General features: G+C 32.0%; 18 protein-coding genes and 4 pseudogenes. 14 read left to right on the plus strand and 8 right to left on the minus strand.

Annotated elements, in window-relative coordinates; translation table 11 throughout:
• Positions 1-273: 273 nt before the first annotated feature.
• The 5 genes and pseudogenes from egtB to AC0L4B_RS14360 all read left to right on the plus strand — a co-directional run bounded on the left by egtB (position 274) and on the right by AC0L4B_RS14360 (position 4456).
• Complete coding sequence (gene egtB, locus AC0L4B_RS14340) at positions 274-1422, plus strand: ergothioneine biosynthesis protein EgtB (RefSeq protein WP_473437529.1); 1149 nt, start codon at positions 274-276, stop codon at positions 1420-1422.
• 1 nt (position 1423) lies between these two features.
• The gene (locus AC0L4B_RS14345) at positions 1424-2374 is read left to right on the plus strand and encodes an L-histidine N(alpha)-methyltransferase (RefSeq protein ID WP_473437530.1); all 951 of its coding nucleotides are present in this window, start codon (positions 1424-1426) and stop codon (positions 2372-2374) included.
• Position 2375: 1 nt separating this feature from the next.
• Positions 2376-3041, plus strand: a complete 666-nt coding sequence (locus tag AC0L4B_RS14350) for an aspartate/glutamate racemase family protein (RefSeq protein WP_473437531.1) — start codon at positions 2376-2378, stop codon at positions 3039-3041.
• Positions 3042-3125: 84 nt separating this feature from the next.
• Complete coding sequence (locus AC0L4B_RS14355) at positions 3126-3836, plus strand: flavodoxin family protein (protein ID WP_473437532.1); 711 nt, start codon at positions 3126-3128, stop codon at positions 3834-3836.
• An 18-nt stretch (positions 3837-3854) separates the two neighbouring features.
• Positions 3855-4456: pseudogene (locus AC0L4B_RS14360) on the plus strand (short chain dehydrogenase).
• Here the strand turns inward: AC0L4B_RS14360 and trhA are convergent.
• Both trhA and AC0L4B_RS14370 read right to left on the minus strand, forming a co-directional pair.
• Positions 4457-5083: a PAQR family membrane homeostasis protein TrhA gene (gene trhA / locus AC0L4B_RS14365; protein WP_473437533.1), complete on the minus strand. Its 627-nt coding sequence runs from the start codon at positions 5081-5083 to the stop codon at positions 4457-4459.
• Positions 5084-5094: 11 nt separating this feature from the next.
• A complete protein-coding gene (locus AC0L4B_RS14370; RefSeq protein ID WP_473437534.1) occupies positions 5095-5724 on the minus strand; it encodes a DUF4294 domain-containing protein in 630 nt (209 codons plus the stop codon).
• A gap of 164 nt (positions 5725-5888) precedes the next feature.
• Between AC0L4B_RS14370 and AC0L4B_RS14375 the strand changes: the two genes are divergently transcribed.
• The 7 genes and pseudogenes from AC0L4B_RS14375 (at position 5889) to AC0L4B_RS14405 (ending at position 13219) form a co-directional block, all read left to right on the plus strand.
• A complete protein-coding gene (locus AC0L4B_RS14375; RefSeq protein WP_473437535.1) occupies positions 5889-6980 on the plus strand; it encodes a M42 family metallopeptidase in 1092 nt (363 codons plus the stop codon).
• A 62-nt stretch (positions 6981-7042) separates the two neighbouring features.
• Complete coding sequence (locus AC0L4B_RS14380; RefSeq protein ID WP_473437536.1) at positions 7043-7597, plus strand: NUDIX hydrolase; 555 nt, start codon at positions 7043-7045, stop codon at positions 7595-7597.
• A 9-nt stretch (positions 7598-7606) separates the two neighbouring features.
• Positions 7607-8284, plus strand: coding sequence for a PrsW family intramembrane metalloprotease (locus tag AC0L4B_RS14385; protein WP_473437537.1), 678 nt, complete (start codon positions 7607-7609; stop codon positions 8282-8284).
• A 65-nt stretch (positions 8285-8349) separates the two neighbouring features.
• The gene (locus AC0L4B_RS14390) at positions 8350-8835 is read left to right on the plus strand and encodes a biotin/lipoyl-containing protein (protein WP_473437538.1); all 486 of its coding nucleotides are present in this window, start codon (positions 8350-8352) and stop codon (positions 8833-8835) included.
• A 1-nt stretch (position 8836) separates the two neighbouring features.
• A pseudogene (gene accC / locus AC0L4B_RS14395) lies at positions 8837-10278 on the plus strand (acetyl-CoA carboxylase biotin carboxylase subunit).
• A 60-nt stretch (positions 10279-10338) separates the two neighbouring features.
• On the plus strand, positions 10339-11880 hold the full coding sequence (locus AC0L4B_RS14400) for an acyl-CoA carboxylase subunit beta (RefSeq protein ID WP_473437539.1): 1542 nt from the start codon (positions 10339-10341) through the stop codon (positions 11878-11880).
• A gap of 124 nt (positions 11881-12004) precedes the next feature.
• Positions 12005-13219 (plus strand): multidrug effflux MFS transporter, encoded by a 1215-nt coding sequence (locus AC0L4B_RS14405; protein WP_473437540.1) that lies wholly within the window; start codon positions 12005-12007, stop codon positions 13217-13219.
• On the opposite strand, the gene AC0L4B_RS14410 is transcribed toward AC0L4B_RS14405, so the two are convergent.
• Positions 13216-13848, minus strand: coding sequence for a MarC family NAAT transporter (locus tag AC0L4B_RS14410; protein ID WP_473437541.1), 633 nt, complete (start codon positions 13846-13848; stop codon positions 13216-13218). The genes AC0L4B_RS14405 and AC0L4B_RS14410 overlap by 4 nt on opposite strands.
• A 153-nt stretch (positions 13849-14001) precedes the next feature.
• Between AC0L4B_RS14410 and AC0L4B_RS14415 the strand changes: the two genes are divergently transcribed.
• Positions 14002-15903, plus strand: a complete 1902-nt coding sequence (locus AC0L4B_RS14415) for a DUF294 nucleotidyltransferase-like domain-containing protein (RefSeq protein WP_473437542.1) — start codon at positions 14002-14004, stop codon at positions 15901-15903.
• Between the two features lie 226 nt (positions 15904-16129).
• On the opposite strand, the gene AC0L4B_RS14420 is transcribed toward AC0L4B_RS14415, so the two are convergent.
• From AC0L4B_RS14420 to AC0L4B_RS14435, 4 genes and pseudogenes are all read right to left on the minus strand, one after another.
• Positions 16130-16285, minus strand: coding sequence for a hypothetical protein (locus AC0L4B_RS14420; protein ID WP_473437543.1), 156 nt, complete (start codon positions 16283-16285; stop codon positions 16130-16132).
• A gap of 4 nt (positions 16286-16289) precedes the next feature.
• Positions 16290-17354 (minus strand): class I SAM-dependent rRNA methyltransferase, encoded by a 1065-nt coding sequence (locus AC0L4B_RS14425; RefSeq protein ID WP_473437544.1) that lies wholly within the window; start codon positions 17352-17354, stop codon positions 16290-16292.
• A gap of 55 nt (positions 17355-17409) precedes the next feature.
• Positions 17410-18143: pseudogene (locus AC0L4B_RS14430) on the minus strand (acyl-CoA desaturase).
• 60 nt (positions 18144-18203) lie between these two features.
• A pseudogene (locus AC0L4B_RS14435) lies at positions 18204-18775 on the minus strand (Crp/Fnr family transcriptional regulator).
• A gap of 143 nt (positions 18776-18918) precedes the next feature.
• Between AC0L4B_RS14435 and AC0L4B_RS14440 the strand changes: the two are divergent.
• Positions 18919-19533 carry a fumarylacetoacetate hydrolase family protein gene (locus AC0L4B_RS14440; protein ID WP_473437545.1) on the plus strand — a complete coding sequence of 205 codons (615 nt, stop codon included), beginning with the start codon at positions 18919-18921 and terminating at the stop codon, positions 19531-19533.
• A gap of 163 nt (positions 19534-19696) precedes the next feature.
• Here the strand turns inward: AC0L4B_RS14440 and acs are convergent, their stop codons facing one another.
• Positions 19697-21604, minus strand: coding sequence for an acetate--CoA ligase (gene acs, locus AC0L4B_RS14445; protein ID WP_473437546.1), 1908 nt, complete (start codon positions 21602-21604; stop codon positions 19697-19699).
• Between the last annotated feature and the right edge of the window lie 10 nt (positions 21605-21614).

The raw sequence follows: 21614 nt of genomic DNA on the forward strand, positions 1-21614 counted from the left end.
TATGGTTTATATTAAATAACAATCCTTCTCTGTCAGGAATTTTTAATTGTTACGACTTACATCCAGTGAAGCTTTTAAAAGAGTTTTAGATATAAAGTATCAAACTATACTTTAAAAGTTTAGCAACCATTTTTTGGTTAATTTCATATTTTATTTTCTTTGTTTTTAGCTTTAAATAAAGTCTAAATTTTAAGGTGAAATAAAGTTAAAATAAGATTAAATTTAGGCTTTTCAGTATATCTGTAGCCATTTCCTTATTATATTTGAGAAGCTATGGATAACATTTTAAACCAGTATTTAACAACTAGACAATACACTAACACACTTTGCAAACCTTTACAAACCGAGGATTTCACACCTCAATCTGCTGCTTTTGCTAGTCCAACCAAATGGCACATTGCGCATACTACTTGGTTTTTTGAAGAAATGATTTTAAAAACCTACTCTCCAAATTATCAAATCTTTGATAATGAGTATTCATATCTTTTTAACAGCTATTATAATGCAATTGGCAAACGTATTGAAAGACACAACAGAGGTCTAATTACAAGACCAAATATTGATGTTATTTTTAAATATCGTGAATATGTAGACCAACACATGACCCAGCTTTTAAAAACAACTGAGGATGAAACAGTAAAATCATTAACAGTTTTAGGGATTAATCATGAGCAACAACATCAAGAATTACTTCTTACAGATTTAAAATACACGTTCTCGTTAAACCCAATTTGTCCTAAATACACAGATTTAAATTTAGTAGAAGATACCAACACCGATTCTGGTTGGTTAGATATAACCGAAGGCGTTTACAATATTGGACATGATACGGATGGATTTTGTTTTGATAACGAACTTGGTGTACATAAAACATACATACAACCCTTTAGTATAAATAAAGCATTAATAACCAATCAAGAATTTGTTGAATTTATTGAAGCAGATGGTTATAAAACTGCTAACTATTGGTTAGATGAAGGTTGGCATTGGATAAACAGTAATAAAATAACCCAACCTTTATATTGGATAAAAATAAAAAACACCTGGCATCATTACACTTTATCAGGCTTAAAACCTGTTAATCCTGATGCAATATTATCTCATATTTCTTATTTTGAAGCTGCAGCTTTTGCTTTTTATAAAGGTATGAGGTTACCTACTGAATTTGAATGGGAAGTCGCTTCCAAACATTTAAATTGGGGAAAACGTTGGGAATGGACCAACTCTGCCTACCTACCCTATCCAAACTTTGAAATTGCTAAAGGTGCTGTTGGAGAATATAACGGTAAATTTATGAGTAATCAAATGGTACTTCGTGGAGCTTCAGTTGCAACTTCTAAAAACCATAGTAGACACACGTACCGCAATTTTTTTCAATCACACACACAGTGGCAATTCGCTGGAATTAGACTAGCCAAATAATATGAATAACACATTTCTAAACGACGTCGATAAAGGCCTAAGTAGTACTCCTAAATATTTACTATCTAAATATTTTTATGATAAAATTGGTGATGCACTTTTTGTCGATATCATGAATATGCCTGAGTATTATTTAACTAGAGCAGAATTTGATATCTTTAAAAATCAAACTCAAAATCTAATTGAAGCTTTAAAACTTAAAAAAGACACTTTTTTTGAATTGATAGAACTTGGTGCTGGTGATGGTACCAAAACCAAACAACTTTTAAAAGCTTTAGATACCGATAATTATAATTTTAATTACGTACCAATAGACATTTCTCAAAATGCATTAGACCAACTAAAATCTAGTATAAATAGCGAATTACCAAATATAAATACAACACCTAAACAAGGAGATTATTTTAATGTATTAGCCTCTTTAAGACAATCTAATCATCCAAAAGTCATATTGTTTTTAGGATCAAACATAGGTAATTTAAACGATATTCTAGCTCAAGATTTTTTAACAAAATTAGCAGATAGTTTACAAGTTAATGACAAAGTTTGTATAGGCTTAGACCTTATTAAATCTGAAAAAATAGTTTTACCTGCATACAATGATAGTCAAGGAATTACTAAACGTTTTAATTTAAATTTACTAGAAAGAATTAATAAAGAGTTTGATGCCAATTTTGATATTGACAATTTTAAGCATCAACCAGAATATACCGAAGATGAAGGTATTGCAAGAAGTTATTTAGTCAGTACAAAATCACAAACCGTAACTATTAAAGCTTTAAATAAATCATTCCATTTTATGGAAGGCGAACGTATCCATACTGAAACTTCAAGAAAATACAATGATGCTATTTTGAAAGGATTTTTAAATAAAACCGATTTAAATATAATTGATAAACTAATGGATACAAATAATTACTTTGCAGATTATATTTTAAATAAAGATGAATAACATGCAACCCACTATTGCTATTTTAGGGCTTGGTACCAGAAGCACCTTATTTTACCTTAAGCAACTAAACGCTAAGTTTCATGATATAAAAGGAGAATATCACACCTTCCCTTCTATAACTTATTCGGTTGATTTTAATACCATAAATCCTTATTTACCAAATCAATTTGACGTATTAAAACCTGTCGTTGCCAAGTATCTTAATCGCTTGACTCAATATAACATTTCTTCATGCATCATACCTAATATCACTTTGCATGAAACTGTTGATCAGTTGCACACACCTGTTTCAATTATACATCCAATTAGCTTGTGTATTAAACACCTAAAAGCACATAATATTAACAAGGTAACTTTATTTGGTTCCTTGTATACTATGACCTCTAGCTATATTTCTGACTTATTTAAAAAAGAAGACATCTCAATTTCTTTTCCTAATAAACAAGATCAAATTACAATTGACAATTGTCGTAAACAGATTTATAATTATTCTGAAACTGACGCAGACCAATCAAACTATTCATATTTAATTTCTAAATATAACCAAGATAGTTGCGTTGTTGTTGCTTGTACAGAACTATCTATTTGGAGTCCAAAATATGATTCTAAAACAGTGGTAGATATGGCATTGCTTCAAATAGAAAAAGCCATTAAAAGCTATACTTAAAGGTGTTAAAGTCTTGATAAACCAAGGCTGATTGTAGTATATGTTTTGTATTTTAAGAATACTAATCTTAAAACAAAATATACAATGAATACACCAGATTTTTCAAAGCTTAAAGCGGTATACATAAATTGTACGCTAAAACAATCTCCAAGACAAAGTCATACTCAAGGATTGATTGATGTTTCTAAAAACATCATGAAAAACGAAGGCGTTACTGTTGATGATATTAGGTTTATAGACCATGATGTCGCATTTGGTGTGCAACCAGATATGACTAAAGAAGGTGTTGCTAAAGATGAATGGCCAACACTATTTGAGCGTATTTTTGAAGCAGATATTATTATAATTGGTACACCTATTTGGTTAGGCGAAAAATCTTCAGTTTGTCAAAAGCTAATCGAAAGATTATATAGTATGAGCGGTAAAACTAATGATAAAGGTCAATATTTATTTTATGGAAAAGTTGGTGGTTGTATTATTACAGGAAACGAAGATGGTGTAAAGCACTGTGCAATGGGTATTTTATATGCGTTGCAACATGTAGGCTATTCTATTCCGCCTCAAGCTGATGCTGGTTGGATAGGAGAAGTTGGTCCAGGACCAAGTTATTTAGATGAAGTTAGTGATGCAAAAAACAACGATTTCACTAACCGAAATACGACCTTCATGACTTATAATTTATTACATTTAGCTAATATGCTTAAGCAACATAAAGGATATTCTGCTTACGGAAACTCCAGAGAAGGTTGGGATGATGGTACACGATGGAGCTTTGATAATCCAGAATACAGATAACAATTAAAAACAAACACAATGAAAATTTTAATTATTGGTGGTAACGGAACTATAGGAAAACAGTAGTGTCTCATTTCAAAACTTCGCATGATATCATTATTGCAGGTAGAACCAACGCAGATGTAACTGTAAATATTGAAGACAGTAAGTCCATACAATCTATGTTTGAAAAAACAGGTCCTTTAGATGCTATAATTTGTATTGCAGGTGAAGCTAAATGGGATAATTTTAATGCTTTATCTGAGGACGATTACTACATCGGAATTAAAAGTAAATTGATGGGTCAAGTCAATCTTGTTAGAATTGGACAACACTTTTTAAATAACAAAGGGTCTATAACTTTATCCACAGGAATACTTGCAGATGACCCTGTTATAAAAACAACTAGTGCAGCAATGGTAAATGGAGCGATACATAGTTTTGTGCAAGCAGTAGCTTTAGAAATAGAAAATAATATTAGAGTTAATGTAGTATCTTCTGGTATGGTTGAAGCTGCTTATGACAAGTATAAAGATTATTTTCCTGGACATAATCCTATCCCAATGACCAAAGTGGTTAACGGTTATGTGAGAAGTGTTTTAGGTAAAGGGAACGGAGAAATTATAAGAATTTACGAGTAATTATACTACATACAATAGGACCATAAAAAAATGACAAATGGCTCCTCCAAGCACAAATAAATGCCATATAACATGATTGTATGGTATTTTTTCTATAGCATAAAATACAATCCCAACGGTATATAATAAACCTCCTGCCATTAATAGCACAATACCATTTGAATCCATAATATCTGATAAATTACTAAAATCAAATACAACTAACCAACCCATAACTAAATACAATAACGTTGAAAACGTATTAAAGCGTCCTGTAAAAAACAGTTTTAAAACAACTCCAAAAGCAGCAATACCCCAAACTGTAAAAAACAAAGTCCAACCTAGACTTTGCTCTAAAGTAATTAGTAAAACTGGTGTGTAAGTTCCTGCTATCAATAGGTAGATACTAACATGATCTACAATCCTAAAGTAATGTTTCTTTGTCTCGTCGGTAATTATATGGTATAATGTGGACGCAGTAAATAGTATAATTATAGATAATCCATAAACAATAACACTAAACAGACTAAATTCTGTTTTTTTAGTTTCAAAAACAATAAGCAGTACCAAAGCTACAATACCAAAAACCGCTCCAATACCATGAGTTAAGGCATTTAATTTTTCTTCAAAAGGAGTTTGTTTTCTCATGGTTTAGCACTTTAATATATTGTACCCCATTTATTGGTCAAATTAAAATATTCAAAATTTAAAGGTGATTTTACTAATTTCAAATGTCCATCTTGCCAAGCTCTAATTAAAATATTTTCAATTAAATAATCTTCTTCAACCTCCATTGGGTCATATTCACGTTTTAAAGAAATATTAAACATGTAAGCTGTACTGTTATACCAAAAAGCACGCCAACCATTACGTAAAGTTTTAATCAGGTTAAAAGCTGTTTCACCAGTCTGTCGATGTATCAATTTGACTAAAATTTGGCCTTCAGTTTTAGTTAATTTTTTTAATTCCTCGGAAAATTGTTCTTCAATATATTTTTGTACTTTTTTAGCATATTTCTTTTTATCTCTTTTTTTACTAATCGTTTCCAATTTAGTGTTTAAAGCTCTAAGTCTGTCGGCTGCCAACTTAGCATAAGGATATACTTTAAGGGTTTTTCGTCTTAAAATTAAATACCGTCTTCTACCCTCTTTATTTTTAAATCTTAATTTATCTAATAAAACAATTTCGTCTAAATAGATAGATTTTTGCACCACTGAGTCTCCTGCAATTATAACGTATTCAACATCTGTAGTATCTTGTGCTACTTCATTTATGTCTTGAGAAAACAAAATAAACGGAACACTAAAAAAAGAAAAAATATATACTTCATAATTCAAAAACTACTAAAATCATTCCAAAACTTAAAATTTTATATTGTAAAATTAAGAATTAACGCATTGCTAACTACTATATAACTCCGATTATTCTTATTTTTAGACAAAAATTATATCAAATGGCAACAAAAAGCATATTAAACAAAAAGTCAATGGACTTTTTAGAAACATATTTAAATAATGCAGCTCCTACTGGTTATGAGTGGGATGGTCAAAACATATGGATGGATTACTTAAAACCTTATGTAGACGAGTTTTTTACAGATACATACGGTACAGCTGTTGGTGTTATTAACCCAAAAGCTAAATATAAAGTAGTAATTGAAGGGCATGCAGACGAAATCTCATGGTATGTTAATTACATTTCTGACAACGGATTAATTTATGTTATCCGTAATGGAGGAAGTGATCACCAAATTGCACCTAGTAAAATTGTAAATATCCATACTAAAAACGGAATTGTAAAAGGTGTTTTTGGATGGCCAGCAATACACACACGTAACAAATCTAAAGAAGAAGCGCCAAAACCAAACAATATATTTATTGACTGTGGTTGTAAGACTAAGGAAGAGGTCGAAGCACTTGGTGTGCATGTTGGTTGTGTGATAACGTATCCAGATGAGTTTCATATTTTAAACGAAAACAACTTTGTTTGTCGTGCTTTAGATAATCGTATGGGTGGATTTATGATTGCTGAAGTGGCGCGTTTATTAAAAGAAAACAAAAAAGAATTACCTTTTGGATTATACATTGTAAACTCGGTTCAAGAAGAAATTGGACTTCGTGGTGCTCAAATGATTACAGAAACTATAAAACCTAATGTCGCTATTGTTACTGATGTAACACATGATACTACAACACCAATGATAGATCAAAAAGTACAAGGTCATGTAGAAAATGGTAAAGGTCCTGTTGTTGCTTATGCTCCTGCTGTGCAACAAAAATTACGAGATTTAATCACAGATACTGCAGATGAAAAAGACATTCCGTTTCAACGTGCTGCATGCTCTCGCGCAACTGGTACTGATACAGATGCTTTTGCTTACAGTAATGGTGGAGTTGCTTCGGCTTTAATCTCATTACCTTTACGTTACATGCATACTACTGTAGAAACTGTACATAAAGATGATGTTGAAAATGTGATTAAATTAATTTATGAAACATTACTTAAAATTGAAGATGGCGAAACTTTTTCATACTTTAAAAAGTAAAAAGCATCATTAACTAGCATTAAAACAAACATAAAAGCCTCGATTTTGAGGCTTTTTTATATATGAAAAAAGACATTATTGATATTGTAGATAAAACAGGTAATCCAACTGGTCAAACAGCATTAAAATCGATTATTCACACTAAAGGGTATCTACATAATACTGCACACATTTGGTTGTATACATCAAATGGTCAGATATTGTTAGCACAACGTGCTGCCTCAAAAATAATTTACCCTTTACTTTGGGATGTTTCTGTTGCTGGACATATTGATGCTGGTGAAACTATTATAAATGGAGCAATTAGAGAAATTAAAGAAGAGATTGGGTTACATATTGAAACATCTAAACTAGAAAAAATTGGAGTATTTGAATGTTTTCAATCTTATCCCAACGGAATTAACGATAACGAGTTTCATAATACTTTTATAACACCATTAGAAGTAGATATTGTTAATTTAAAAGCACAACCAGAAGAAGTAAAAGCTTTAAAACTAGTAACACTATCAGAATTTAAATCCTTATTAAAAAACAGTAAAAATAATGGGCATTTTGTAGCCTCAAATACAGAATATTACCTTAAAGTCATCCAAGCTATTTCTAATAAATTATCTTAAATCAGTTTTATGCAATTAATAATAATGGCTTTAGCGCCAATTTTTGTCATCATATTTTACATTTATTTAAAAGATAAATATGAAAAAGAACCTAAAAGACTTCTATTTGCCTCTTTTTTATTAGGAGCAATAGTCAGTATTATAATAACAACATTACTTTACTCTGTTTTTAATATACTAGTGCCTTTACAAGATAAGCTAAGTATTTGGGAGCAGTTTAAACAAGCCTTTTTTGTAGTAGGCTTTTCAGAAGAATTAAGTAAATTTTTAATCGTCCTACTATACGCACAACGTCATAAAGAATTTAACGAACCCTTTGACGGAATTGTCTATGCTGTAATGGTGTCTATGGGTTTTGCTGCTACCGAAAACCTAATGTACGTACTACAAAGTGGTCCTGCTACTGCTCTAGCTAGAGCATTTACAGCAGTACCTGCTCATGCTACTTTTGGAATTTTAATGGGTTATTTTATGGGAAAAGCCAAGTTTGCACCTAACAAATTATATTTAAATCTACTTGGTTTGTGCTTTGCTATACTTTTTCATGGTGCCTATGACTTCTTTCTATTTATAGACTTTGTTCCTGGTATTTGGGTTGGTGCATTTATATCATTAGGTATCGGAATATTCCTGTCTAAAAAAGCTATAAAATATCATCAAAACAACTCTGTATTTAAAACAGAATAAATGATTCTACAATTTTACTAAAACGTTATAGTTGTTTATCTTTATACCTTTAAACATCATTTTTAATGAATCAAAAATTTAACACAAAAGTTAATGATTCGCTTCAATTTACAATTGATTCAGAATCCGCTAAAAATCTAGATATAATTGAAACAAAAACTCAATTATTTCATCTTTTAGAAAAAAGTAAACCGTTTAATATACAAATTACAGACAGTGATTTTAACACCAAAACTTATACTGTCAAAGTCAATAACAACAGTTATACTGTCAAAATTGAAGACGACTTAGATGTCTTAATCAAATCTTTAGGTTTTGAAGTTGGTGCTTCAAAAATGGTTAATGACATTAAAGCACCAATGCCAGGATTAATCTTGGATATAATGGTTAAACCTGGAGATCAAGTTACTGTAGATACACCTTTACTTATTCTAGAAGCCATGAAAATGGAAAACAGTATTGTGTCTCCTAGAGATGGTGTGATAAAGTCAGTTTCTGGAACAAAAGGAAATACTGTTGATAAAGGTGAATTGTTAATTGAATTTGAATAACATGAAAAAAATACTAGTCGCTAATCGAGGCGAAATTGCAATAAGAGTCATGAGTACTGCCCAAAAAATGGGTATTAAAACAGTAGCAGTTTACTCGACTGCAGACAGACATGCTCCTCACGTTACTTTTGCTGATGAAGCTGTTTTAATTGGTGAAGCCCCTTCTAATCAATCTTATTTACTAGGCGATAAAATTATTGAAGTTGCAAAAAGCCTAAATGTAGATGGTATACATCCTGGTTATGGTTTTTTAAGTGAAAACGCAGATTTTGCAGAGCTTTGCGAAAAAAACAACATCCAATTTATAGGTCCTAAATCTCATGCTATAAAAGTTATGGGAAGTAAGTTAGCAGCAAAAGAAGCTGTAAAAGCCTATGATATACCTATGGTTCCTGGTACAGATCAAGCCATAACAGATATTCCTGAAGCAAAAAAATAGCTAAAACCATAGGTTTTCCTATTCTTATAAAAGCATCTGCTGGAGGAGGCGGAAAAGGAATGCGTGTTGTTGAAAAAGAATCAGAATTTGAATCTCAAATGAATCGTGCGATTAGTGAAGCAGTTAATGCTTTTGGTGATGGTTCGGTTTTTATTGAAAAGTATGTTGGATCTCCTCGTCATATCGAAATTCAGGTTATGGCAGATTCACATGATAATGTAATTCATCTTTTTGAACGCGAATGTAGTATTCAACGTCGTCATCAAAAAGTTGTTGAAGAAGCGCCAAGTGTTGTTTTAACTCCAGAATTAAGAGAGGAAATGGGACAAGCCGCTATAAAGGTTGCTAAAGCTTGTGATTATGTTGGTGCAGGTACGGTCGAGTTTTTGTTAGACGAAAATAAAAACTTTTACTTTTTAGAAATGAATACTAGACTACAAGTTGAGCATCCTGTATCAGAAATTATTGCTGGTGTTGACTTAGTAGAATTACAAATAAAAGTAGCTCGTGGTGAGGCATTAAATATCAAACAAGAGGATTTAAAAATTAATGGACACGCTTTAGAGTTACGTGTGTATGCAGAAGATCCTTTAAACGATTTTTTACCAAGTGTAGGACATTTAGATGTTTATAAGCTTCCTGTTGGTAAAGGCATAAGAGTAGATAATGGTTTTAAGCAAGGTATGGATGTCCCTATCTATTATGACCCAATGTTAGCTAAATTAATTACCTACGGAAAAACTCGAGAAGAAGCTATACAACTTATGATTAAAGCTATTGAAGATTATCAAGTTGAAGGGATTAAAACCACTTTACCTTTTGGTACATTTGTTTGTAATCATGAGGCTTTTAAGTCTGGAAATTTTGATACTCATTTTGTTAGAAAACATTACTCACCTGAAGCTTTACATCAAGCCTCAGAAGCAGAAGCTAAAATTGCTGCAATGATAGCTGTTAAACAATATTTAGAAGATCAAAAACAACTTAGACTACCTAACTACTAATCTTAACTATGTCATAATAGTAAAAGATTAAGAATGTTAATGTTTATTAATTGAAACCCTATGGAATCCAAAAGAAAAACTTTAAACGAAAAACTAGAACTATCCAAATTAGGAGGAGGACAAGCTAGAATAGATAAACAACACCAAAAGAAAAAATTAACAGCAAGAGAACGTGTCACCTATTTAATGGATGAAGGGTCTTTTGAAGAAATTGGTGCTTTAGTAACACACAGAACCGTAGATTTTGGTATGCAAAATCAAAAATTTTATGGTGATGGTGTAATTACTGGTTATGGTACTATTAATGGACGTTTAGTCTATGTTTTTGCACAAGATTTTACTGTTTTTGGAGGTGCTTTATCAGAAACGCATGCCGAAAAAATCTGTAAAATAATGGACTTGTCTTTAAAAGTTGGAGCGCCTTTAATTGGATTAAATGACTCTGGTGGAGCACGTATCCAAGAAGGTGTAAGATCTTTAGGTGGTTATGCAGATATTTTTCATCGTAATGTAAAAGCTTCGGGAGTAATACCCCAAATTTCAGCAATTATGGGACCATGTGCTGGAGGTGCTGTTTACAGTCCTGCAATGACAGATTTTACAATGATGGTGGAAGACACTAGTTACATGTTTGTAACTGGTCCAAATGTAGTGAAAACAGTAACTAATGAAGCTGTAACAAGCGAAGAATTAGGAGGCGCAAGTACACACTCGACTAAATCTGGAGTTGCTCACGTTACTTCTTCTAATGATATAGATTGTCTTGAAGATGTTAAGCGCCTTTTAAGTTACTTACCACAAAGTAACCTTGAAAAACCAAAAGATATACCTTACACTTTAGGTGTAGAAGTTAGAGATGAACTAAAATCAATCATACCTGACAATGCTAATAAACCATACGACATGCATAATGTTATAAAAGGTTTAATAGATGAGGATAGCTTTTTTGAAATACATAAAGACTTTGCCGAAAATATTATTGTTGGATTTGCTAGAATTGGTGGTAAAAGCGTTGGTATAGTTGCTAATCAGCCTCTATTTTTAGCAGGAGTTTTAGATGTTAATAGCTCACGTAAAGCTGCACGTTTTACACGTTTTTGTGACGCTTTTAATATTCCGCTTTTAGTATTAGTTGATGTCCCTGGTTTTTTACCTGGAACAGATCAAGAATGGAACGGTATTATTGTTCATGGTGCAAAATTATTATATGCATTAAGCGAAGCTACAGTACCAAAAGTGACCGTTATTACACGTAAAGCCTATGGTGGAGCTTACGATGTCATGAACTCCAAACACATTGGAGCTGATCTTAATTATGCTTGGCCAAGTGCTGAAATTGCGGTAATGGGAGCCAAAGGTGCTAGTGAAATTATTTTCAGAAAAGAAATACAAGCAGCCGATAATCCTGAGGATAAATTACTAGAAAAAGAAGCTGAATATGCAGACTTGTTTGCTAACCCTTATAAAGCTGCAGAACGTGGTTTTATAGATGAAGTTATTCTACCTGAAAACACAAGACGTAAATTAATTAAAGCGTTTACAATGCTTGAACATAAAGAAGAAGTATTACCTAACCGAAAACATGGTAACATTCCTTTATAACAATTTAATCTTTAAAAAAGAGCCTCAATCGAGGCTCTTTTTATTTGTCATTATCACAATAATTTAACAGCTATTTCACAACGTAAAAATTTAGGGGCTTCGTAATTTAAACTACCTTTGCAGGATGCAAGAAAACCAAACTGTAAGATTAGAATTTATTGCTTTAATGGCTTCACTAATGTCCATTGTAGCTTTAGCTATAGACGCTATTTTACCAGCTATGACGCATATTGGCGTGTCAATAAACAGTTTAGACACTAATAATAATCAATTGTTAATCACAATGATTTTTTTAGGGTTAGGTTTTGGACAACTATTATTTGGACCTTTATCAGATAGTTTTGGTCGTAAACCCATTGTATACATTGGATTTTCAGTGTTTGCAGTTGGTAGTATTATTTGTGTTTTATCTGGCAGCTTACAGATTATGGTTTTAGGACGTATACTTCAAGGTATTGGTTTAGCTGCTCCACGTACCATTGCTATTGCAGTAATTAGAGACATGTATAAAGGAGATTACATGGCTAAAATCATGTCATTTGTAACCACATTTTTTATATTAGTTCCTGTAATAGCTCCTGTAATGGGTAAATTTATTTTAAACCATTACCATTGGTCTGGTATTTTTTATGTACAATTAATAATGGCTATAATTGTCAGTCTTTGGTTTTGGAAAAGACAGCCAGAAACCCTTAAACCAGAATACAAAATTAAATTTAGTAAGCACGTTTTTATTGATGGTATAAAAGAGCTTATTAAGCACAAAGAAACAATTGCTTTTACAATCATCTCTGGATTTATTTCTGGAGCCTTCATTGTCTATTTAAGTGCTTCACAAGTTATTTTTGAAACTCAATATGGTTTAATTGAAGAGTTTCCATATATTTTTGCTGGCTTAGCTGCTGGTGTTGGTTTATCTACTTTTTTAAACGGAAGCTTCGTAATGCGATTGGGTATGTGGCGTTTATCTTATATTGCTATTATTACCTTTAGTCTAAATGCCTTTCTTTATGTTCTGTTATTTTGGAATGCAACTAGCAATCCTTCCTTAGTCATTATTTTGTTTTTTATGGCTATTCAGTTTTTTACTATTGGCTTTATTTTTGGAAATTTAAGAGCCATAGCAATGGAACCTATTGGTCATATAGCAGGTATTGGTGCTGCACTTACAGGTTTTATATCCACAATAATGGCTGTACCAATTGCTAATTATATTGGTAGTTTTGTACATGACACGGCATTACCTTTATTTATAGGTTTTACTGTTTTCGGAACACTCTCTTTTTTAATTTTCACTTATGTAAAAATGACTAAAAAAAACATTAGTCTAATTGATTAAAAATCAATATTAGTCAAAATATCTACTACTGAAGATATAATATACTCCACACCTATTGCAATTACTATAAAACCAATAATTCTCGACAAAGCATTTATACCTGAAGCACCTAAAAACTTAACTATAAAATGTGCACTTTTTAAGATAATATAAATTACAACTGCTGCTAACAATATTGCTCCAACAATAGTTAAAATCTGACTGGACAAAACAAATTCTTGGTTATAAGTTATTAATAAAGATATAGTACCTGGTCCTGCTAACATTGGTATTGCTAAAGGCGTCAAACTAATACCATCTCTAGAATGAATATCATCTTGTACTTTTTGACGTTTCATTCCTTTATGCTCTCTAAACTTACCAGTTAACAAAGCAAAACCGGAAGACGTAATAATCATACCTCCTGCAATTTTTAAAGCATTTAAACTAATTCCAAAAAAAGACAAAATGTACTTACCTGCAAAAAACGATAACATCAAAATAATAAGTACATCCATGGCAGTCCAAAATGCTGTTAAAGCGCGTTCTTTTTTAGTGTGTTCTTGTGTTAATGCTACAAAAACAGGAACGGTTCCTAAGGGATTCATAATCGAAAATAATGCGCCAAAAGCGACTAAAAATAACTCCATTGTTTTTTTTGCAAATTCCGTGAATTTTAAACATTACAAAGTTGCCTAATGGTTATTTATACTTTACCGAAAAGTTAAATTGAAACCATAACTATTTATTAAGAATTTTATAAAAATGAAGTCATTTCAATTTCATTTCAATAATTTAGTGTTATGAAACAAACTAATGCCCAATTAATATTACACTTTTTAAAAGGCTTCCCTCCTTTTGATGCTTTAACAGATGAGCAATTACTAACTATTGCTCAAGAAGTTAAAGTATTATATTTAGAAAAGGATAATTTTGTTTTTAAACAAAATGAACCCTTACACGATTATTTTTACGTAGTAAAAGAAGGTGCAATTGGCGTGTTTAGACAATTAGATTTAGTCGATAAATGTGATACTGGAGATATTTTTGGGCTACGTGCTTTAATCCGTAAAGATCAATATTTGTTAGATGCTAAAGGTATTGAAGATAGTATTGTATACAGTATTCCTTCTAAATTATTAGAAGACATTATAATAAACAATCCTAAAGCTAATCAGTTTTTAATTGCCAGTTTTGCAACCAATACTCGTAACCCTTATAGTGATGAGGATAAAGGTACTTTATTTGCTAATATTGGTATACTAAAACCTGAAACTTCAAATTTTACCGAAATCCAATCGGCTAAATACTCTACAAATCCTAAAGTTTGCGAACCTGGTACTAGCATTAAAGAAGCTGCTATTATCATGAGTAAAAACAAGGTAGGATCTATAGTTATTACAGATAATAAAAAGCCAATTGGAATTATTACAGATAAAGATTTAAGACATAAAGTAGCAACAGGTATTCATGCTATTACAGAGCCTGTAGAGGCTATTATGTACGCTCCTGTTTTTACTTTTCCAAAAAACATTTCTGTAGCCGAAGCCCAAATAGGTTTATTAAAAAACGATTTAACTTACCTATGCATTACTAAAGATGGTACACCAAACTCAGAATTAATTGGCATACTATCCCAACAAGATATTATTGTAGTTAATGGAAATAATCCCTCGGTTTTAATAAAAGATATCAAACGTGCCAATTCTGCCGAAAGTTTAAAATACATACGTGCTAAAGCTCAAGATTTATTAAAAGGCTATTTAAAACAAAGCATACCAATTGGTTTTATTTCTAAAATAATAACTGCAATAAATGAAGCTATTACTAAACGAATTATTGATTTGTCAATTGCCGAATTTAATCAAGAACCACCTGTCTCTTTTGCTTGGTTAGCTATTGGTAGCCAAGGTAGAAAAGAGCAATTGTTATATACAGATCAAGATAATGCTTTAGTGTATGAAGACTCTACTGAAGATATCAAAACCAAAGCTTATTTTTTAAAATTAGCCGAAGCTGTAAACCAAAAACTAGCTATTGTTGGTTTTAAATTATGTCCTGCAAACATGATGGCTAGCAACCCAAAATGGTGTTTAACGGTTTCTGATTGGCAAGCACAATTTGGCAATTGGATTACCCATGCGGACCAGGATAAAATGGCTTTATTTAATATCTTTTTTGATTATAACTATGTTTATGGAAATCAGAATTTAGTAAGCAGCATGTCTGATTACGTGTTTGAAACCCTAGAAACAAATCCGATATTTTTAACTTATATGGGTCGTAATGCCATAAAAAAACCTGCACCTTTAAGCTTTTTTAAAACGTTTTTGGTTGAAATTTCTGGAGAACATAAAAACCAATTTGATATTAAATCTAGAGCTATAATGCCTCTTGTTGATGCTGCTAGAGTGTTACTTTTATCACATCACGTAAAGGATATTAATAGTACTATTGCAAGGTTTAAAAAATTATCTGAACTAGAACCTCAGCATAAAGCATTATACAATTCTTGTATTAATGCCTTTAGAGTTTTATTGCGTTTTAGGACTAAACAAGGGTTAAAACACAACGATTCTGGACAGTTTGTTAATGTTAAAAACTTAAGTAAAAACAATAAACTTAAACTTAAAGGATGTTTTAAACCTATTAAAGATATTCAGGAGTTGTTGCATGGTAGGTATAAATTATCTCAGTATAAATAACGCTTTCGCGGAAAACACTTTACGTGCTTACAATAAGTATTATTTGAAATTGAAAATCTAACTTAAAACAAAAAACACAACCCTAAAGCTGTGTTTTTTGTTTTTGCATTAAGGATGGAAGTGGCATCCTTTTTTATTTTTCTTAAAAAAGATATAACGGACAGCCTGACGTTTTGCCTTAATAAAAAAGGCAAAAGGTAATGCCCTAATACTTTTTAACTACTATTTAATCTAAACGATAGTATCCACATTTTAAATAGGCACCTTCAGGAAAACCTATTGGATGATCTGTATCATGCTGTGTGGTTTTTATGGTTTTAAAAGCTCTTTGACTAGCTTTTAATGTTGTTGTATTAATGTCATAAAAGACTTGTGCTGTCACACGACTAGAGCAACTTGCTAAAACTAATAGTCCGTTTTTGGCTGTTAACTGCTCTCCTAATTGTGCTAATTGTGCGTATTTTTTTGGCTAAATCAATTTCGGTTTGTTGTTTGGCAAAACTTGGTGGATCAATGACGACCACATCATATACAACGCCTTTTTTGACTAACTGTTTTAAGGCTTTAAAAGCATCGTCCGCAATGGTGTGATGTTTTCCTGTGTAGGTGTTTAATTTTCCGTTTTGTTTAGCAATTTCTAAGGCTTGAGCACTTATATCTAAACTTGTTACTTCTGTCGCTTGATTGGCTAATGCATGTACCGAAAATCCACCTGCATAACTAAATACATCTAAAACCGTTTTATCTTTACTGTATAATCCTACTTGCCTACGGTTATCTCTGTGATCTAGAAAATATCCTGTTTTGTGCCCTTTTATTACGTTAGCCGAGAAGTTTACACCATGTTCTATAAATTGTACAACCTCATTGTTAAGTGTACCATAAACGACTGCTCCATCTTCTAACTGATGGGTTTTAGAGTTTTGTAAGCCTCTACTTAAACGCATAACTACTGTTTTGCATTTAGAAACTTCTATTAAACTTTCTAAAATGGTGTGAATGTAGGGTAACCAAATTTCGGAATATAGTTTTACTACTAACACGTCTGCATAGACGTCTGCTATTAAAGATGGAAATCCGTCGTTTTCTCCAAATAATAGTCGGTAACTATTTGTATTAGTTTGTAATAATGGTAGCCTTTTGGAGTAGGCTGTTTGTATTTTTTGTTTAAAAAACACAGCATCAATTACCACTGATGCTGTGTTATTATAAATCATTTTTATTTGTATTGGCGAGTTTGCATCATACAAACCTATACCAATCATGGCATTTTTTCGTTTACCAAAAATGATGGCTAAGTCACCTGTTTTAGCGTCTTTGTTAATCTTAACAATACTATCCGAAAATACCCAAGGATGACCTTGGTGTACATATTGCTCGCCATTGGCTGTTAGTTTTACTGCTAAGCGTTTTGGCTTTAAATTGGATGGTATTACGTTTGATAAATTCATGTCGCAAAATTATGTATTTTTTTAAGATTGCTTTACATGTTTTACCAACATTAAACTATACTGCTGTTTTTTTAATTTTAATAATTTTAAGCTTATCTAAAACCACCATTATTAAATACGTAAAATCTATTTCAAACCAACGTACTCCAAAATTTGCGCGTCCACTGTGCGAATGATGGTTGTTATGGTAGCCTTCTCCCATCATTAAAATATCTATTGGTAAAAGGTTTTTTGAGGTATCACTAACTTTAAAATTACGGTAACCATAAATATGTGCAAACCAATTAATAATAACACCATGTATTGGAGCCATTAAAAAGGCTACTGGCAACAATAACCATTGCCACCAAGCGGTTGCAAATACAATAAAAAATATGGTGTAGGCTGTTCCCCAAGTTAATCGCGATACTCTAGAGCTTGCAAACTTGTCAAAACTTTTCCATTGTGGTACGTTTTTAGTAAACTTGTCCGCTACTGCTATTCGCTTTTTATTAATGTCTTGGTATATGTTTTTTGTTCTCCACATCATAGAAAACACATTAGAATCGTATTTAGGTGAGTGTGGGTCTTTATCTGTATCTGCATAAGCATGATGCATCCTATGCATTACACCATAACCATATGCGCTTAAATAGTTACTACCCTGAAATACCCAAGTTAAAACAAAACACACACGTTCTGTTACTTTTGACATTGTAAACGTTTGGTGTGCTGCGTAACGATGTAAAAAAAGGTTTGAAAAAATAGTCCTGTATACCACAGAATAATTATAAATATTAAAATTGTCATAGTCTTTGCTTTAATTTTACAAAGGTCTATATACTTAAAGTCAATTAAAATGAACTTAAGTTAAGAAATACGTTTTCTAATCCTGCTTAATGCTTGTGCAGTAACACCTATATAAGACGCTATATATTTTAATGGAATCTCTTTTATTAAATTAGGTCGCTCTGTAAATAGTTTAAGGTAACGCTCTTCTGCAGTGTGATTTAGTAACGATTGTTCGCGTTTTGATTTTATTAAAAATAATCGTTCTGACGACAATCGACCTATAACATTACCAGCAAAACTCTTAGCGTAAACCTCTTGTAAGTCTGAGTAAGAAATGCTCCACATAGAAATATCTGACAAAGCTTGTAGTCTATATAATGATGGTTTCCTGGTCAAAAAAGAATCATATGCACTTACAAATTCGTTTTTAAAACAGAAGCCAAACGTAATGTCCTTATCCTTATCTTCTTTAGGAATTAAAAACCTAGCAATACCACTTTCTATAAAAGATATATAGTTTTCTGTTTCACCTACGTCAAGAATTATGCTCTTTTTTTAAACACTCTATTCTTTAATTTAGATGAAAAAAGTTGCCAATCCTCGTCAGATATCACAACCGTTTTTTCTATATAGTCTCTAATATTTTTCATGTGTAAAGCTTATTGCAAAGAACGTTATTTAAATTAACAGTGATTACAATTATCTAATAAATACTCTATTTTTTATTTTAATAAAAATCTAATTATTTAATATAATAAACTACTTTTAAATCTTTAATCAACAAACAAATAAAATGAAAATACTAGCTATTGGTAAGAACTATGTTAAAGACAAGTCAGAACTTGAGGCAATTGACAAAGGGTTTCAGATGATTTTTTCTAAACCTGAATCTAGTTTATTGACTAATAATAAAGATTTAGTTTATCCTGAATTTACTTCAAAATTGGTTTATGAAGCTGAATTAGTTATTAAAATAGGAAAAACTGGTAAACACATAAACATTACAGATGCTTCTGATTATATATCAGACATTGCAATTGGTATTGATTATACTGCCAAAGATGTATTAAATCAAGTACGTGAAGGTAAAGGTCCTTGGGAGTTAGCTAAAGGGTTTGATGGAGCTGCACCTATATCTAGTTTCGTACCTGTGTCTAATTTTAAAGATTTAAACGACATAAATTTTAGTTTGACTATTAATAATGAAGAAAAACAGGTCGGAAACACAGATTTTATGATTTATAATTTTGCTGAAATTATTGCGTTTACTTCCCAATTTATGACTTTAAATCCTGGAGATTTAATCTTTACTGGGACTCCTGCTTTTGGTACTGGTGAAAGTGTTAAAGGTGACCATTTACAGGCTTATATTGAAGGAGAGTTATTGTTAGATTTTAAAGTAATCTAATTTATACAACCTATTTAAAATAAAACAGGCAACCCTAAAAGGTTGCCTATTTTGTTTTTGCATTAGGGATTGAACGGTCTGTTTGAGCTCCTCGTAGAGAGCGAGTAGTGAAAGCCCGACACTTTGTAGCTTAAGCGGAAAAGTGTAATGCCCAAATACTTATTTACAATACATTATCCATTATATCTTCAACACATTCTGGATTTAATAAAGTACTTATATCTCCAAGATTACTCGTGTCGTTACTTGCTATTTTACGCAAAATACGACGCATGATTTTTCCGCTTCGTGTTTTAGGTAATCCGTTAGTAAACTGTATTTTATCTAGCTTAGCGATTGGTCCTATTTGCTCTGTAATAAGTTGGTTAATTTCTTTACGCAAATTATCGTGTTTTCTGCTTTCGCCTGTTTCTTTAAGGGTTACGTAACCATACAGTGCGTTACCTTTAATGTCATGAGGAAAACCTACTATTGCACTTTCTGAGACTGCTGGATGCTCGTTAATGGCATCTTCTATTGGAGCAGTTCCAAGGTTGTGTCCAGAAACAATAATAACATCGTCTACACGACCTGTTATACGGTAATATCCAACCTCATCGCGTAACGCACCATCTCCTGTAAAGTACTTATTATCGTAGGCAGAAAAATAGGTGTCTTTATAACGTTGGTGATTTCCCCAAATGGTTCTTGCCATACTTGGCCAAGGGAATTTTATACATAAACGACCATCGACTTGATTGCCTTTAATTTCTTTACCATGTTCATCCATTAATGCTGGTTGAATACCAATAAATGGTAAGGTTGCATAGGTTGGCTTGGTTGGTGTTGCAAAGGCTATTGGTGTTATCATGATACCTCCAGTTTCGGTTTGCCACCACGTATCTACAATTGGCGCTTTACGTTTACCTACGTTATCATCGTACCAGTGCCAAGCTTCTTCGTTAATTGGCTCTCCAACTGTACCCAATACTTTTAATGATGATAAATCGTGTTTTTCTAGATGGTCTACACCTTCTTTTGCTAATGCACGAATTGCTGTTGGAGCTGTGTAAAATTGACTAACTTTATGTTTTTCTACAATTTCCCAGAAGCGTCCAAAATCTGGGTAACTTGGGACACCTTCAAACATTACGGTTGTTGCTCCATTACATAATGGTCCGTAAACAATATAACTGTGTCCTGTAATCCATCCAATATCTGCTGTACACCAATAAACATCTTTTTCGCGATATTGAAATACATTTTTAAACGTATATGCAGAATAGACCATGTAACCTCCTGTGGTATGTACCATCCCTTTTGGTGTACCTGTAGACCCTGAAGTGTATAATATAAATAATGGATCTTCTGCATCCATAATTTCTGGCACACAGTCATGATAGGCTTCATCCAATAATGGTTGTAACCACTGGTCACGACCTTGTTGCATATTAATCTCTGAATTAATACGTTTTGCAACTAAAACGTTATTTACACCAGGACATTCCAGAAGCGCTTCGTCTACAATACCTTTTAAGTCTATTGTTTTTGCACCACGATAAGAACCGTCTGATGTTATTACCATTTTACAATCACTATCTTTAATTCTGGTTGCTAAGGCTGTAGCCGAAAAACCTGCAAATACCACAGAATGTATTGCTCCAATACGAGCGCATGCTAAAACAGATACTGCTAATTCTGGAATCATTGGTAAATAAATACAGACTCTGTCTCCTTTAGTTATTCCGTTTTCTTTTAATACGTTGGCAAACCTACAAACACGATCGTGTAATTCTCTGTAGGTAATATGTAGTGCTTCTTCATCTGGACTGTTAGGTTCAAAAATAATGGCTGTTTTATCTCCTCTTGTGTATAAATGTCTGTCTATACAGTTTTCGGTAATATTTAATTTAGCACCTTCAAACCACTTGACTTCTGGTTTTGAAAAGTCCCAACTTAACACATTATCCCATTTTTTTCGCCACATAAAATGTTCTTCGGCAATTTCTTCCCAAAAACTTTCTGGATTACGGACGGATTTACGGTATACTTGATAATACTCTTCTAAGTGTTTTATGTGATAATTACTCATGTTTATTTAG

Source organism: Olleya sp. NP1-10 (assembly GCF_055804415.1).

Coding starts and splice junctions, on each gene's coding strand:
- egtB (WP_473437529.1), top strand. CDS start 274: ATGGATAACATTTTAAACCAGTATTTAACAACTAGACAATACACTAAC.
- AC0L4B_RS14345 (WP_473437530.1), top strand. CDS start 1,424: ATGAATAACACATTTCTAAACGACGTCGATAAAGGCCTAAGTAGTACT.
- AC0L4B_RS14350 (WP_473437531.1), top strand. CDS start 2,376: ATGCAACCCACTATTGCTATTTTAGGGCTTGGTACCAGAAGCACCTTA.
- AC0L4B_RS14355 (WP_473437532.1), top strand. CDS start 3,126: ATGAATACACCAGATTTTTCAAAGCTTAAAGCGGTATACATAAATTGT.
- trhA (WP_473437533.1), bottom strand. CDS start 5,083: ATGAGAAAACAAACTCCTTTTGAAGAAAAATTAAATGCCTTAACTCAT.
- AC0L4B_RS14375 (WP_473437535.1), top strand. CDS start 5,889: ATGGCAACAAAAAGCATATTAAACAAAAAGTCAATGGACTTTTTAGAA.
- AC0L4B_RS14380 (WP_473437536.1), top strand. CDS start 7,043: ATGAAAAAAGACATTATTGATATTGTAGATAAAACAGGTAATCCAACT.
- AC0L4B_RS14385 (WP_473437537.1), top strand. CDS start 7,607: ATGCAATTAATAATAATGGCTTTAGCGCCAATTTTTGTCATCATATTT.
- AC0L4B_RS14390 (WP_473437538.1), top strand. CDS start 8,350: ATGAATCAAAAATTTAACACAAAAGTTAATGATTCGCTTCAATTTACA.
- AC0L4B_RS14400 (WP_473437539.1), top strand. CDS start 10,339: ATGGAATCCAAAAGAAAAACTTTAAACGAAAAACTAGAACTATCCAAA.
- AC0L4B_RS14405 (WP_473437540.1), top strand. CDS start 12,005: ATGCAAGAAAACCAAACTGTAAGATTAGAATTTATTGCTTTAATGGCT.
- AC0L4B_RS14410 (WP_473437541.1), bottom strand. CDS start 13,848: ATGGAGTTATTTTTAGTCGCTTTTGGCGCATTATTTTCGATTATGAAT.
- AC0L4B_RS14415 (WP_473437542.1), top strand. CDS start 14,002: ATGAAACAAACTAATGCCCAATTAATATTACACTTTTTAAAAGGCTTC.
- AC0L4B_RS14425 (WP_473437544.1), bottom strand. CDS start 17,354: ATGAATTTATCAAACGTAATACCATCCAATTTAAAGCCAAAACGCTTA.
- AC0L4B_RS14440 (WP_473437545.1), top strand. CDS start 18,919: ATGAAAATACTAGCTATTGGTAAGAACTATGTTAAAGACAAGTCAGAA.
- acs (WP_473437546.1), bottom strand. CDS start 21,604: ATGAGTAATTATCACATAAAACACTTAGAAGAGTATTATCAAGTATAC.